Origin of the sequence: Streptomyces hyaluromycini, assembly GCF_002217755.1 — a bacterium.
Lineage (GTDB): Bacteria > Actinomycetota > Actinomycetes > Streptomycetales > Streptomycetaceae > Streptomyces > Streptomyces hyaluromycini.
In genome coordinates this window covers 102109-115567 of sequence record NZ_BCFL01000021.1, presented here as the reverse complement: position 1 = coordinate 115567, position 13459 = coordinate 102109, and the positions used below count along the sequence as shown (strand labels likewise).

Annotated in this window: 13 protein-coding genes and 1 pseudogene; 4 read left to right on the top strand and 10 right to left on the bottom strand. The window is 72.3% G+C overall.

Annotation, left to right across the window (positions count from 1 at the left end):
* Positions 1-19: 19 nt before the first annotated feature.
* Positions 20-3067 (bottom strand): AfsR/SARP family transcriptional regulator, encoded by a 3048-nt coding sequence (locus SSP29_RS24845; protein WP_150134853.1) that lies wholly within the window; start codon positions 3065-3067, stop codon positions 20-22.
* Between the two features lie 118 nt (positions 3068-3185).
* Here SSP29_RS24845 and SSP29_RS24840 point away from each other — a divergent pair, with 118 nt between their 5' ends.
* Positions 3186-3632, top strand: coding sequence for a DUF2690 domain-containing protein (locus tag SSP29_RS24840; RefSeq protein WP_245883203.1), 447 nt, complete (start codon positions 3186-3188; stop codon positions 3630-3632).
* 64 nt (positions 3633-3696) lie between these two features.
* On the opposite strand, the gene soxR is transcribed toward SSP29_RS24840, so the two are convergent.
* Positions 3697-4167: a redox-sensitive transcriptional activator SoxR gene (gene soxR, locus SSP29_RS24835; protein ID WP_089103018.1), complete on the bottom strand. Its 471-nt coding sequence runs from the start codon at positions 4165-4167 to the stop codon at positions 3697-3699.
* Positions 4168-4302: 135 nt separating this feature from the next.
* Here soxR and SSP29_RS24830 point away from each other — a divergent pair, with 135 nt between their 5' ends.
* Positions 4303-4764: a MaoC family dehydratase gene (locus SSP29_RS24830; protein WP_089103017.1), complete on the top strand. Its 462-nt coding sequence runs from the start codon at positions 4303-4305 to the stop codon at positions 4762-4764.
* Positions 4765-4776: 12 nt separating this feature from the next.
* Here SSP29_RS24830 and SSP29_RS24825 read toward each other — a convergent pair whose 3' ends face one another.
* The 3 genes from SSP29_RS24825 to SSP29_RS24815 form a co-directional block, all read right to left on the bottom strand.
* Positions 4777-5400: a TetR/AcrR family transcriptional regulator gene (locus tag SSP29_RS24825; RefSeq protein ID WP_089103016.1), complete on the bottom strand. Its 624-nt coding sequence runs from the start codon at positions 5398-5400 to the stop codon at positions 4777-4779.
* 101 nt (positions 5401-5501) lie between these two features.
* On the bottom strand, positions 5502-5789 hold the full coding sequence (locus SSP29_RS24820) for a YiaA/YiaB family inner membrane protein (protein ID WP_089103015.1): 288 nt from the start codon (positions 5787-5789) through the stop codon (positions 5502-5504).
* A 59-nt stretch (positions 5790-5848) separates the two neighbouring features.
* Entirely contained in the window at positions 5849-7000 is a 1152-nt protein-coding gene (locus SSP29_RS24815; RefSeq protein WP_089103357.1) for an acyl-CoA dehydrogenase family protein, read from the bottom strand.
* Positions 7001-7060: 60 nt separating this feature from the next.
* Between SSP29_RS24815 and SSP29_RS24810 the strand changes: the two genes are divergently transcribed.
* Positions 7061-7717, top strand: coding sequence for a TetR/AcrR family transcriptional regulator (locus SSP29_RS24810; protein WP_089103014.1), 657 nt, complete (start codon positions 7061-7063; stop codon positions 7715-7717).
* A 335-nt stretch (positions 7718-8052) separates the two neighbouring features.
* Entirely contained in the window at positions 8053-9003 is a 951-nt protein-coding gene (locus SSP29_RS24805) for a DMT family transporter (protein ID WP_089103013.1), read from the top strand.
* A 7-nt stretch (positions 9004-9010) separates the two neighbouring features.
* Here SSP29_RS24805 and SSP29_RS24800 read toward each other — a convergent pair whose 3' ends face one another.
* The 5 genes and pseudogenes from SSP29_RS24800 to SSP29_RS56270 all read right to left on the bottom strand — a co-directional run.
* Positions 9011-10099 carry a Zn-dependent alcohol dehydrogenase gene (locus SSP29_RS24800; RefSeq protein ID WP_089103012.1) on the bottom strand — a complete coding sequence of 363 codons (1089 nt, stop codon included), beginning with the start codon at positions 10097-10099 and terminating at the stop codon, positions 9011-9013.
* A 13-nt stretch (positions 10100-10112) separates the two neighbouring features.
* On the bottom strand, positions 10113-11501 hold the full coding sequence (locus SSP29_RS24795; RefSeq protein WP_089103011.1) for an aldehyde dehydrogenase family protein: 1389 nt from the start codon (positions 11499-11501) through the stop codon (positions 10113-10115).
* Positions 11502-11601: 100 nt separating this feature from the next.
* Positions 11602-12054, bottom strand: coding sequence for a DUF3574 domain-containing protein (locus SSP29_RS24790; protein ID WP_089103010.1), 453 nt, complete (start codon positions 12052-12054; stop codon positions 11602-11604).
* 92 nt (positions 12055-12146) lie between these two features.
* Positions 12147-12572, bottom strand: a complete 426-nt coding sequence (locus SSP29_RS56275) for an MFS transporter (protein ID WP_438363811.1) — start codon at positions 12570-12572, stop codon at positions 12147-12149.
* Positions 12469-13341: pseudogene (locus SSP29_RS56270) on the bottom strand (citrate:proton symporter); the annotation flags it as partial. The gene SSP29_RS56275 and the pseudogene SSP29_RS56270, both read right to left, overlap by 104 nt.
* Between the last annotated feature and the right edge of the window lie 118 nt (positions 13342-13459).

Below are 13459 nucleotides of genomic sequence, written 5' to 3'. Positions count from 1 at the left end.
CGCGGCCGAACGACCACGGTCAGCGCTCGCCGAGCATTCCGCGGACCTCCTCCGCCCGCGGCGAGCCCAGCGCCGTGTAGAGGTCGAGGGCCTCGCGGAGACGGGCGTCGGCCTCTTCCGGTTCGCCGTCCCTCAGCACCGCCGCCGCCCCCACGTGCGCCCGCGCCTGTTCCTCCTGTTCGTCGATCTCGCGCGCGATCTCCAGCGCCTCCGCGTGGGCCGCCAGCGCCTCGGCGGCCCGGCCGAGCCCGTGCAGGGCCTCGCCGAGGCCGTTGAGCGCGCCGGTCTCGCCGTAGCGCTCGCCGATCCGGCGGAACAGGTCCAGGGCCTCGCGCTGGTGCCCGGCCGCCTCCTCGTGGCGGTCCAGACCGCTGAGCGCGTTGCCGAGGTTGGACAGGGCGTGCCCCGTGCCCGCCGCGTTCGCCAGCCGCCGGAACAGCGTCAGCGCACGCTCGAAGTGCCGTGCCGCCGCGGCGTGGTCGCCCAGCCGTGCCACCAGGATGCCGAGGTTGCCGAGGGCACTGGCCTCCCCGAGGGGATGGTCCACGGCCCGGTACAACTCCAGGGCCCGCTCGTAGCGTTCGACCGACGCCTCGAAGTCCTCCAGCAACTCCAGCACGATGCCGAGGTTGTTGAGCACGTCCGCCTCGCCGGGCGCGTCGCCGACCGAGCGGAACAGCGCGACCGCACGCTCGTGCTGCTCGGCGGCCTCCCGGTAGCGGCCGCGCAGTTCGTGCAGGACCCCCACGTTGGTGAGGTGCCGGGCCTCGCCGGCCGCGTAGCCGATCCGGCGGCACAGCGCGAGAGCGGTGTCGTGGAGCTGTTGCGCGCTGTCGTACTCGCCGAGCCTGCGGTGCACGGCGCCGAGGCAGACGAGGACGTCGGCCTCGCCTCGAACGTCCCCCACCGACCGTGCGGCCCGCAGCGCGTGGGTGTGGACGGTCAGGGCGTCCGTGTAGTGCCCGGAGCGCTCGTAGTGGCGGTGCAGTGTGGTGGCGATGCGTACGGTGTGCCCGGACGGGCCGGGCTCCTCGGTGCGCGAGCACAGCGCCACCAGCGTGGACTGCGCGGCGGCGAGCCAGGCGCGGGCCTCGTCGGCGGTCCGTAACGGCGGCAGTCCGGTGCCGGTCCGCTCGACGGCGGGGCGCAGATGGCGTTCGGCCGGGTAGAGGACGTCCATGGCGGCCGCGGACGCGGCGAGGCAGTGGTCGAGCAGCCGGGTGAGGGCGGCCTCGCGTTCCGCCGCCGGGTCGTGGCCGGCGGCCAGCTCCGCCGCGTACACGCGCAACAGGTCGTGCATGCCGTACCGGCCGGCGGCGGTGCGGTTCAGCAGGTGGGCGCGGGCCAGCAGGTCGAGCGCCCGCCGTACGGCTTCCACGGACTCGCCGGCCAGTGCGGCGGCCGCGTGGGCGTCCGTGTCGGGACCGGGGTACAGGCCGAGCAGCCGGAAGAGCCGGGCGGGCAGTTCGGCGAGGCGGGCGTAGGACCAGGAGAAGACGGCGCGTACGGCGGCCCGCGGGTCGTCGCCGGAGTCCAGCAGGTCCAGCCGGCGCTGGTGGTCGTGGAGTTCGGCCACCAGACGCGTGAGCGGCTCGGCGGGCCGGGAGAGCACCAGCTCCGCTGCCACCCGCAGGGCGAGCGGCAGCCGGGCACACTGGTCGGCCAGATCGGCGGCGGCCGAGCGCTCCGCGTCGATCCGCTCGCCGATCAACGCCCGCAGCAGGGCGAGGGAGTCGGTGCCGGAGAGCGCGTCGAGCACCACGCGGTGGGCGCCGTTGACCGAGACCAGCGCGCCCAGCGAGTCCCGGCTGGTGATCAGTGTCCGGCAGTCCGGGCTGCCCGGCAGCAGATGCCTGACCTGGGCGGCGGACGCGGCGTTGTCCAGGACGACCAGCAGCCGGCGTCCGTCGAGGGCCGTCCGGTAGCGCGCCGCCCGGTCCTCCAGACGCAGCGGGATCTCCTGCCGGAGCACGCCGAGGGCGGTGAGGAAACCGGTCAGCGCCTGGGCCGCGGACACCGGTCTCTGCGGGTCGTAACCCCTGAGGTCGACGTACAGCTGTCCGTCGGGGAAGGCGTCCCGCGACCGGTGCGCCCAGTGCACGGCGAGCGCGGTCTTGCCGACGCCCGCGGTGCCGGAGACCGCGGACACCACCGCCGCGGTGGCCCCGTTCACACCGGCGCCGGGGATCAGGGCCCGGGTCAGGTCGGCAAGTTGCGCGTCGCGTCCAGTGAAGTTACTTACATCCATGGGCAGTTGGGCCGGAGCAGGAACCGCGCGCGGCGGTGGGGCCTGCCGTTTCCGGGCGGCGGTTCCGCTCGACAACTCCTCGTACGCCGAACGCAGTTCGGGACCGGGCGGCAGGTCCAGCTCGTCGGCCAGCTGCTGACGGATGCGGGTGTAGACGTGCAGAGCGTCCGTGGTCGAGCCGACGGCGGCGAGCGAGCGCATCAGGACCGCGGCGAGCTGCTCGGACAGGGGGTGGTCGGCCAGCAGGGGCCGGAGCAGCTCGGGCACCCGCTCCGGGCCGCCCTGCCGCAGACAGGTCTGCGCCCAGGCCACGGCCGCCTCGATCCGCTCCTGGTTCCAGGCCGTGCGCATCCGTTCGGCCCAGGCTCCGGACAGTCCCGGGAGCGGGGCGCCCCGCCAGAGCCGCAGCGCCTCCTCCAGGAGGCCGGCGCGCTCCGCGTCGGGGTACAGCGGCTCGCGCCCGCGTGCGACCAGGGAGCGGAACCGCGCCAGGTCGACGGCGTCGTCGTCCGCCTCCAGCAGGTATCCGCCGGAGATCCTGCCGAGGCGGATCGGCGGCCGCGTCGCCGCGCCGCCGCTCTCCCTGACCGCGGCCTCGTCAAGGAGCCGCCGCAGGCGGCTGATGTGGGAGTAGACGACGGAGCGCGCGGCGTCCGGCGGATCGCCGTCCCAGACCCGGTCGACCAGCGTCTCCAGGGTGACAGGCCGCCCGGTGTCGGCCGCCAGCGCGGCGAGCACCGCCTGTCTGCGCGGCTGTCCCAGGTCCATCCCGGTCCCCGCGACACGCAGTTCCAGCGGACCGAGCAGAAGGAGCTTCAACGGACCTCCGTCACAAGATTTTCGCAAGACCGATCGTAAATCCTCACATCACCGGTCGTCAGGGGGACGAGCGGATCAACTGCCTTACAGGGCAGGGACATTGATGAGGAGTAAAACAGTGAAGGTTCGCAACTGGGCCGCGTCCCTGAGCGTCCTGGCCCTCGCCGCGGCGGGAACCGCGATCGCCACTCCCGCGAACGCCGCCGGCTGCTACGGCTCCACCTGCGAGGGCAAGGACCCCGCCGCCTACTGCCAGAGCGACGCCATCACACCTTCGAACGGTGCCGTCTGGCTCGGCGCGGCGTACGTGGAGCTGCGCTACAGCCCCAGCTGCCGGGCGGCCTGGGCACGGATCTCACAGGCCACCTACGTCCCGCAGGACCAGTCGGTCCCGTGGGTCACGGTCCACCGGACCAGCGACGGCAAGGAGTACACCTGCGCCGTGCCGAACGGCTCCACGGGCTGCTACACCAAGATGGTCAACGACATCGGCGTGGAGTCGTACGCGAAGGGCTTCTACGACGGCGGTGCGCGGACCTGGAGCGGCTCCACCGGCTCCTACTGACCGGCCCCCGCCGGCTTGTGCGCGGGCGGGGCGTACGGGGGTCGCACCGCCCGCGCACAAGCCTTCACCGTCCCTCGCCGACCCGCTCCGGCAGCAGACGGGACCCCGCCCGTCGCTCGCCGAACGCGTCGTCCGGGTTGGACAGCACACAGGTGTCCAAGGACAGACAGCCGCAGCCGATGCAGTCGGTCAGATGGTCGCGCAGGCGGTTGAGCTGCCTGATGCGCTCGTCCAGTTCCCTGCGCCAGGCCTCCGAGAGGCGGGCCCAGTCCTCGTGGGTCGGCGTGCGTTCCTCGGGGAGTTCCGAGAGCGCCTCGCGGATCGTCGCGAGGGGGATGCCGACCCGCTGTGCCGCCCGGACGAAGGCGACGCGGCGGAGCGTGTCGCGGGTGTAGCGGCGCTGGTTGCCGGAGGTCCGCCGACTGCTGATGAGGCCCTTGGACTCGTAGAAGTGCAGTGCTGAGACGGCGGCGCCGCTGCGCGCGGACAACTGGCCCACGCTCAGCTCTTGGATCTGCTCGGGAATCTGCGGCACCCCGCAGAGACTACCCACCGGCTACGGGTCGCGGTCCGTTGACAGGGGGCCCGTACCGGACCATGCTAAGCAGTTGCTTAGACAATTGCTTGGACAATGTACGGGTGACCCCGTGACCGCGAGAGGGCCGGCAACATGGCAGAACCGAGGATCTTCACCTCCCCCGACGAGCTGAGGGCGGCCGTGGGCGAGCAGCTGGGCTACACCGACTGGCTGGAGGTCGACCAGAAGCGGATCGATCTGTTCGCGGAGGCGACCGGCGACCACCAGTGGATCCACGTCGACCCGGAGAAGGCGGCCGCCGGCCCGTTCGGCACGACCATCGCGCACGGCTATCTGACGCTGTCGCTGCTCCCGCTCTTCGGTCCCCAGCTGATCGAGGTCGAGGGCGTGAAGATGGGCGTGAACTACGGCGTCAACAAGGTCCGCTTCCCCTCCCCCGTCCCGGTCGGCTCGCGGCTGCGCGCCACCGCGACGATCACCGGCGTGGAGGACGTCACGGGCGGCGTCCAGGTGACCGTCGGCTTCAGCGTGGAGCGCGAAGGCGGCGACAAGCCGGTCTGCGTCGCGGAGTCGGTGGCCCGGTACTACCTCTGAGCCGCCCCGCGGCTATTTGGCCCCGACCATCCGCAGCACGAGGTCGGCGTAGAGCGCGCCGACCTCCTCCGGGGTCCGGGGACCGTTGACGTTGAACCAGCGGGCGACGTCGATGGACAGCGACAGCACCGCGAGGGTGGTGCCGTGCACGTCGATGACGTCGAACTCGCCGGACGCGACGCCCTCCTGGATGATCCCGCGCACCTCGGCGTCGACCTGGCGGCGCAGGTCGAGGATCTCGGCGCGGGCGTCGGGGCCGAGGGCGTCGAGCTCGTACTGCACGACCCGCGCGGTGGTGCGCCGCCCGGCGTGCCAGCGGACGAAGGAGCTGACGGCGTCGGCGAGCCGCTCGGTGGCGGTGCCCTCGCGCCGGGCGGCCGTCTGGAGGATCTCCAGGGCCCTGTCGTGACCGATGCGGCTGATCCGGTGGAGCAGCTCTTCCTTGGTCTTGTAGTGGATGTAGAGCGCGGCGGGGCTCATACCGGCGCGGCCCGCGATGTCGCGGGTGGTGGTGGCGTGGTAGCCGCGCTCGGCGAAGGCCTCCACGGCGGCGACCAGCAGTCGCCGGGCCGCGTCAGGGGTGACCTCTTCCCACGGCTCGACCTCGCCGCCGGTCGTCTCCTCCGCCGTACTCATCGCTCACTCGCCCCTCTCGATACCGGAGCTCCACCATACCGCCGAAGCTGAGCGAGCGCTTAGTGTGCCCGCTCAGAGCTTTTCCCGGGCGGCAAGGGGGCTCAGAGCTTCTCGAAGGGGTCGTGTTCGGCGAGCAGCTTCTCCAGCCTGGCCTGGTCGACCCGGCTGACGATCTGCCCGGCCTCCTGGCGGTCCCGGATGACCTTCGCGAGCGTGAAGGCGGAGGTGACGAGGTAGAGGACGGCGATGCCGAGGAAGGCACGTACCCATGCGTCGGCGTGCAACCGGAGGATACCGATGGCCGTGGCCGTGATGGCGACGGCGAAGGAGGCGACGGCCTGCCCGTAGAAGGCGGCCGTGTTCTGCTGTCTCACTGGTGTGTCACTCATGGAACGAGCATCGGCGAACGTGGCACGCGCCACATCCGCCCGGATACTCAGGAACGTACTCAGAAAGCCGAAACGCCCGTCAGCGCCCGCCCGATGAGCAGCTTCTGGATCTGGCTGGTGCCCTCGTAGAGGGTCATCACGCGGGCGTCGCGCAGGAGTTTGCCGGCCGGGTACTCGTCGATGTAGCCGTAGCCGCCGAAGACCTGGAGGGCGTTGTTGGCGGCGCGCACGGCGGCCTCGGAGGCGAAGAGCTTGGCCTTGGAGGACTCGGTGGCGAACGGCAGCCCCCGGTCGATCAGATCGGCGACCCGCCAGGTCAGCAGCCGGGCCGCGTCCACGTCGACGGCGATGTCGCTGATCAGTTCCTGGACGAGCTGGTGCCCGGCGATCGGCGTGCCGAACTGCTCGCGCTCCCCGGCGTACCGCACGGCCGCGTCCAGTGCGGCCTGGGCTATCCCGACACAGCCGGCGGCGACCGACATCCGCCCCTTGGCGAGCGCCGACATGGCGACCGAGAAGCCCTTGCCCTCCGGGCCGAGCATCGCGGAGGCGGGGATCCGGACGTCCTCCAGGACGAGTTCGGCGGTGGCCTGGCCGCGCAGGCCGAGCTTGCCGTGCAGGGGGCGGCGGGTGAGGCCGGGGGTGTCGGCCGGCACGAGGAAGGCGGAGACGCCCTTGTGGCCGGGGGCGTCGGTGGAGCGGGCGAAGAGGAGGACGACGTCGGCCCAGGTGCCGTTGGTGATGAACATCTTGGTGCCGTTGACGACGTAGTCGTCGCCTTCGCGAACGGCTCGGGTGGTGAGGTTGCCCGCGTCGGAGCCGGTGCCGGGTTCGGTGAGGCCGAAGCAGCCGACGTACCCGCCGGAGGTGAGCCCCGGCAGCCAGCGCCGCTTCTGCTCCTCGGCACCCCAGGCGGCGACGGTCTTGGCGACCAGCCCCAGGGACACGGACACGATCCCGCGGACCGAGGAGTCCCCCCTGCCCAGTTCCTCCGTCACCAGGCAGTACGCGAGATGGTCGCCGCCCGAGCCGCCGTACTCCTCGTCGATCGTCAGGCCCAGGAAGCCGACCTCGCCGAGCTTCTTCACGATCCCCCGGTCGACCTCCTCGGCGCGGTCCCAGGCGATCACGTTCGGGGTGATCTCGCGGTCGACGAAGTCCCGGGCGAGCTGCCGTACGGCGGTCTGCTCCTCGCTGAGCCCCAGGTTCACCATGCGATCACCCTTTAATTAGCACTGCTAGTTTATTCTTGCAGCCCTACTATGTGCGCCATGGCCCGACCGCGCAAGCCCCTCCTCAGCACCGACCGGATCGTCCTGGCGGCACGGGAACTCGTGGACGCGGAGGGACTGGCGGCCCTCTCCACGCGGCGGCTCGCGGCCGAGCTGGGGGTGAGCGGGCCCTCCCTCTACAACCACTTCCGCACCAAGGACGAGATCCTGGAGGCGGTCGCGGACTCGGTCAGCGCACAGGTCGACCTGTCGATGTTCGAAGACCTCGGGCAGGACGCCGAACGGGACTGGCGGACCGCGCTGCACGACTGGGCGGTGTCGTACCGGACGGCACTGCGGGACCACCCGAACATCGTCCCGGTCCTCGCCCGGGGCCCCGGCCGCCGCCCGGCCGGACTCCGGCTCGCCGACGCGGTCTACGGCGCGATGGTGGACGCGGGGTGGCCGCCGGCGCAGGCGACGTCGATCGGGGCGCTGATGCGGTACTTCATCATGGGGTCGGCGCTGGGGTCGTTCGCCGGGGGCTTCGTGGACGACGCGAGCGCGTACGACCCGGCCGACTATCCGCACCTGGGCCAGGCGCATCTCCTCTCGGAGCGCCAGGAGAAGATCGACGAGCGGGCGTTCGAGACGGGGTTGCGGGCGTTGCTGGATGGGTTGCAGGAGCAATTTTCGAAGGTGGCGGAGACGACGTGAGGTGAGGGGTGCTCCGGCCGGACGTCGGGTGCGGGCCGGTGGGGGCTGATCGCGCCCACGCGGCGGAGCCGCAAATCAAATACAGCCCCGCGCCCCTAAAGGGGCGCTACAGCCGCGGGCAGCGTCGCAGCTACTCAGCTGCGGGCAGGCGTGCCTCCCCCAGTGCCTTAAAGGCCTGGGAGGTGCCCCCAGGCGGCACGGGTGGGCGCTGGGGGTCCCCCCTCTGGGGGAGGCACCCGGCCAGCGCCGGTAAGCGAAACCCCCCGCCCCCGCCCCCATCCACCCGTCCGAAATCCGCCAGCCCCGGCCCGCCCCCAGTCCATACCCTCGACCGCATGAAGAAGCCCGCCGATCCCGCTCCCCACCGCCTCCTCCCCGTCGCCGCCGCCGTCGTCACCGTCGTGCTCTGGGCGTCGGCCTTCGTGTCGATCCGCAGCGCAGGCGACGCCTACTCCCCCGGCGCACTCGCCCTCGGCCGGCTGCTCTCCGGGGCGCTCGTGCTCGGGCTTCTGTGTGCCGTGCGGCGCGAAGGGCTGCCGCCCAGGTCCGCCTGGCGCGGCATCGCGATGTCCGGCGTGCTGTGGTTCGGCTTCTACATGGTCGTTCTGAACTGGGGCGAGCAGCAGGTGGACGCGGGGACGGCCGCCCTCGTGGTGAACGTCGGCCCCCTGCTGATCGCCCTGCTCGGATCCCGGCTGCTCGGTGATCCCATGCCGCCCCGGCTGCTCGCGGGGATGGCGGTGTCGTTCGCGGGCGCCGTGACCGTGGGACTGTCGATGGCCGGCGGGGGCGGCTCCTCGGTGCTGGGTGTGGTGCTGTGCCTGCTCGCGGCGGTCGCCTACGCCGCCGGTGTCGTCTCCCAGAAGCCCGCGCTGGCCCGGGCGAGCGCGCTCCAGGCCACGACGTACGGGTGCCTCGTCGGCGCCGTCGCCTGTCTGCCGTTCGCCGGGCAGCTGGTGCACCAGGCCGCCGACGCGCCCCTGTCCGCCACCCTCAACATGGTGTACCTCGGCGTCTTCCCGACCGCGCTCGCCTTCACGACCTGGGCATACGCCCTCGCCCGCACCACCGCGAGCCGGATGGGCGCGACGACGTACGCCGTACCGGCGCTGGTGGTGCTGATGTCATGGCTGGCCCTCGGCGAGGTCCCCGGGCCGGTCACCCTGGCGGGCGGGGTGCTGTGCCTGGCCGGTGTGGCCGTGTCCCGGTCCCGGGCGCGGGCGCGGATCCGCGCTCCCCGAATCGTGACCGCGGCCGGGGAGCCCCGCTCCGAACAGGTGCCGTGACCGCCGGTCAGAACACCACGAGCGCCCGGCCGCCCTTCCCCGCGAGCATGTTCTCGAAGGCGACCGGGATGTCCTCCAGCGCGATCCGCTCGGTCACGAGTGCGGTCAGGTCCAGGCGGCCCGCCCGGACGTGTCCGGCGAGCAACGGCAGGTCGCGGGCCGGGTCCGAGTTGCCGTAGACGCAGCCGGAGAGGGTGCGGCCCCAGTGGAAGAGCTCCAGGGCGTCGAAGGTGACCTGTTCGGTCCTGGCGCCGATGCCGACCACCGTCGTACGGCCGCCCCGGCGGGTGGACTCCCAGGCCGCGCGGATGCTGACCGCGCGGCCCACGCACTCCACGGCGACGTCGACGCCCTGCTTGCCGGTGAGGGCGCGGATCGCGCGGGGCGTGGTGTCGGAGGCGACGACGTAGTCCGTGGCGCCGGCGGCGTGCGCGAGGCCTTCCTTCTCCGCGGAGACGTCCACCGCGATGATCCTGGACGCGCCCGCGATCCGGGCCGCCTGGACGGTGGCCAGGCCCACTCCGCCGACGCCGAACACCGCCACCGTCTCGCCCCTGCGGACCCGCGCCGAGTGGTGGACGGCGCCGTACCCGGTGAGGACCGCGCAGCCGAGCAGGGCCGCGTCGGTGAGCGGGATGTCTGCGGGGAGCGGGAGGACGCACGACTCGGCGACCACCGTCTCCTCGGCGAAGGCGGCCACGTTCAGGCCGGGGTGCAGGTCGGTGCCGTCCGCCGTACGGGCGTAGACGTCGGCGGAGCCGTTCAGCGCGTTGGCGCACAGCCAGACCTCGCCGAGCGTGCAGGCGTGGCAGCTTCCGCAGGAGGGCGCCCAGTTGAGGACGACCGGGTCGCCGGGCGACAGCCGGGTGACCCCCTCCCCCACGGCCGCCACGGTGCCCGCGCCCTCGTGGCCGAGGACCGCCGGGACCGGCACCCGCATGGTCCCGTCGGACAGGGAGAGGTCGGAGTGGCAGACGCCGGCGGCGGCGAGCCGGACCCGGACCTGGCCGGGGCCGGGGTCCGGCAGGTCGATCTCGGTGACCGTCAGCGGGGCGCCCACGGCGGGCAGCACGGCGGCTCGGACCGTACGAGTCATCGAAGCAACCTCCTCAGAACTGCAGGGACTTGGTCTGGAGGTACTCGGCGAGGCCGTGCGCGCCCAGCTCCCGCCCGACGCCCGACTGCTTGTAACCGCCGAACGGGGCACGGGGGTTGAACCGGCCGCCGTTGATGTCGACCTGGCCGGTCTCCATGCGCCGGGCGAAAGCCACCGCCTCCGCCTCGTCCCCGGCCCAGACGGCGCCCGCGAGCCCGTAGACCGTGCCGTTGGCGATGCGCAGGGCGTCGTCCTCGTCCTCGTAGCGCAGCATCGACAGGACCGGGCCGAAGATCTCCTCCTGGGCGATCGTCATCTCGGGGGTCACGTCGGCGAAGACCGTCGGGCTGACGAAGTAGCCCTGTTCGCGCGGGGATTCGGGACCGCCGGCGACCAGCCGCGCCCCCTCCGCGATGCCCTTCTCGATGTAACCGCGCACCCTGGCCTGCTGCCTGGCGCTGACGACCGGCCCGATCCGCTCGCCGTACTTGGCGGCCGCCGTGGCCGCCAGCTCCACCGCCTCCTCGTACTGGTCGGCGTGCACCAGCATCCGGGTCCAGGCGCTGCACGTCTGGCCGGAGTTGGACATCACGTTGGCCACACCGACGTTGACGGCCCTGGCGAGGTCGGCGCTTGGGAGGATGACGTTCGCGGACTTGCCGCCCAGTTCGAGCGCGACCTTCTTCACGGCCGCGCCGGCCACCGCGCCGATCTGCCTGCCGACGGCCGTGGAGCCGGTGAAGGAGACCAGGTCGACGCCCGGGTGCTCGGCGAGGGCCTGCCCGGCGATCGGGCCGAGACCGGTGACCAGGTTGAACACACCGGCGGGAAAGCCCGCTTCGTGCACCGCCTCCGCGAACAGCTGGGCGGTGAGCGGGGTGTTCTCGGCGGGCTTCAGCACGACCGTGCAGCCGGCGGCGAGTGCCGGGGCGGCCTTGGCGACGATCTGGTGCAGCGGGTAGTTCCAGGGCGTGATCGCGCCGACCACACCCACCGGCTCCTGGTGGACGGTGGAGTTGCCGACCTTCTCCTCGAAGGGGTGGGCGGCCGCCAGTTCGGCGTACGAGTCCACGACCGCGATCGGCACGCCCGCGTGGACCGTCCGGGAGAACTGGAGCGGGGAGCCCAGCTCGGCGGTGACCGTCTCGGCGATCTCGTCCTTCCGGGCCGCGAGCACATCGCGCAGGGCGGCGAGCCGGGCGGCCCGCTCGGCGGGCGGGGTGGCGGCCCAGGCCGGGAGGGCGGCACGGGCGGCGCGGACGGCGGTGTCGACGTCCAGCGCGCCGCCCGCCGGGACCCGGCCGACGACCTGCTCGTCGACCGGGTTCACGACCTCGATCACGTCCCGGCTCTCGGCGGCGCGCCAGGCGCCGTCGATGTACAGGCCGTCGTGTGCCTTCATGCTGCTTCCTCCCGGCGGAGCTGTGTCGTCCGAGTCACAAACTAGCGGCGATAGTTTTAGCGCGCCAGACGTGCCCCGGGACACGCCACGGAGGCACCCGTCAGAAGTCGACCTGGGCATGTTCGTCCACCCTGCCCACGCTCTCCTGCGCGAAGGCCTTCTCGTAGGCCCGCCGGATCTCCTCGATCTTCCGGTCGCTGCCCTTCGCCGCCGACTCCGGATAGAGCAGGATCAGCTCGTACGACCGCTCCTTCTCGATCGTCCCGTGCGCGTCCCGCCACTGCCCGCGCCCGTTCTGCACGGTGAGCCCGTCGGGGAAGTCCGGGGTGACCTCCTTGTCGACGAAGGCCATGAACTGCCGGTCGGTGACGGCGGGTCCGCCGTCCGGCCGGGCGGTGCCGAAGAGCAGCCGGGTCTCGACGTACGGCTTGCCGCGCGCCGGCACTGCGGCGGAGCGGCCGTCGGCCAGCGCCGTGTACGCGGTCGGAGCACCGGCGAGCAGAATCCCGGCCACGGCGAGGGCCGACCGGTTACGGAGGGAATGAGTGAGCATGCCCCCTTCCTAGGGGCTTGTGCTGGTCCCGGTCCCGCTTTCCCGGCCGTTTTCACTCGTCCTGGTTCCTCAGTGAGCGGCACGGCAACTCCCTAGGGGCGCGGGGAACTGCGCGACCAGCCACCACGGCGCGGCGGCCGCAACGACGCATCCGCCCCCACCCCGCTGGGCGCCCCCTCCGTCCGCTCCGGCGACCGCAGAGCAACCCCCGAGGACACCAGCAGCAACGCCCCCAGCATCACGAACGGCGCCGCGACCCCCGCCACCCCGGCCACCAGCCCCGCCGCGGCCGGCGCGGCCACCTGCCCCAGCCGGTTGCCGGTCAACCGCAGCGCCAGCGCGGTCGACCGCGCCCCGTCCGGCGCCGCCTGCACCACCGTCGTCATGGACAGCGGCTGCCCCACCCCCAGGCAGAAGCCGAGGACGGCCAGCATCACACCCAGCGCCCACACCGGCGCGGGCAGCGCGATCCCCGCGCACAGCATCGCCGCCACGAAACAGGTGACGGTCAGCAGCACCGGCCGCCCCAGCAGCCGCAGCAACGGGGTGAGCACCAGCCGGCAGGCGATCGTCGCCCCCGCCGACACCGGCACCGGCACCGGCACCGGCACCGGCACCGACCAGGACGGTCTCCGTGCGGGGCTCCTCCACCAGCGCCTCGTCCAGGGTCAGCACGCCGAGCCGTTTGCGCTCGCGGCGGCCGAGGACGTAGGCGAGGGCGAAGACGAACAGCAGGCCCGTGGCCAGCGCCGGGATCATCGGCACGAAGATGTCGCTCGCGTCCAGCTTGAGCGCGGTCGCGGCGCGGGCGGTGGGTCCGCCCCAGGGCAGGGTGTTCATCACGCCGTTGGCCATCGCGGCGACACCGGTCATCACGACCATGCTCATCTTCAGGCGCTTGTACAGCGGGTACATCGCCGAGACGGTGATCATGAAGGTGGTGGAGCCGTCGCCGTCGAGCGAGACGATCGCGGCGAGTACGGCCGTACCGACGACGATCCGCAGCGGGTCGGCCTTGCAGAACCTCAGGATCCCCTTGACGACCGGGTCGAAGAGGCCGACGTCGATCATCACGCCGAAGTAGACGATCGCGAACATGAGCATCGCCGCGGTGGGCGCGAGACTGGTGACGCCGTCGATGACGTAGTCGCCGAGGTGGGCGCCCTTGCCGACGACCACGCAGAACAGCGCGGGGATCAGCACGAGCGCCGCGATCGGCGACATCTTCTTCAGCATGATCAGGACCAGGAAGGTCGCGATCATGGCGAAGCCGAGGATGGTCAGCATGAGTGGATTACCTAACGTTCGCCCTTGAACTCCCACCAGGGCCGGCGGTGCGGACGACGTTAGGTCGCGTCAAACGTCGTTAACAAGACGTTGACGCGCGAGCAATAAGCGCGAAAGT

Bases quoted from the DNA above. Each gene is read 5' to 3' on its own strand.
- SSP29_RS24830 (WP_089103017.1), top strand. From the start codon at position 4,303: ATGGCAGAACCGAGGATCTTCACCTCCCCCGACGAGCTGAGGGCGGCC.
- SSP29_RS24825 (WP_089103016.1), bottom strand. From the start codon at position 5,400: ATGAGTACGGCGGAGGAGACGACCGGCGGCGAGGTCGAGCCGTGGGAA.
- SSP29_RS24820 (WP_089103015.1), bottom strand. From the start codon at position 5,789: ATGAGTGACACACCAGTGAGACAGCAGAACACGGCCGCCTTCTACGGG.
- SSP29_RS24810 (WP_089103014.1), top strand. From the start codon at position 7,061: ATGGCCCGACCGCGCAAGCCCCTCCTCAGCACCGACCGGATCGTCCTG.
- SSP29_RS24805 (WP_089103013.1), top strand. From the start codon at position 8,053: ATGAAGAAGCCCGCCGATCCCGCTCCCCACCGCCTCCTCCCCGTCGCC.
- SSP29_RS24800 (WP_089103012.1), bottom strand. From the start codon at position 10,099: ATGACTCGTACGGTCCGAGCCGCCGTGCTGCCCGCCGTGGGCGCCCCG.
- SSP29_RS24795 (WP_089103011.1), bottom strand. From the start codon at position 11,501: ATGAAGGCACACGACGGCCTGTACATCGACGGCGCCTGGCGCGCCGCC.
- SSP29_RS24790 (WP_089103010.1), bottom strand. From the start codon at position 12,054: ATGCTCACTCATTCCCTCCGTAACCGGTCGGCCCTCGCCGTGGCCGGG.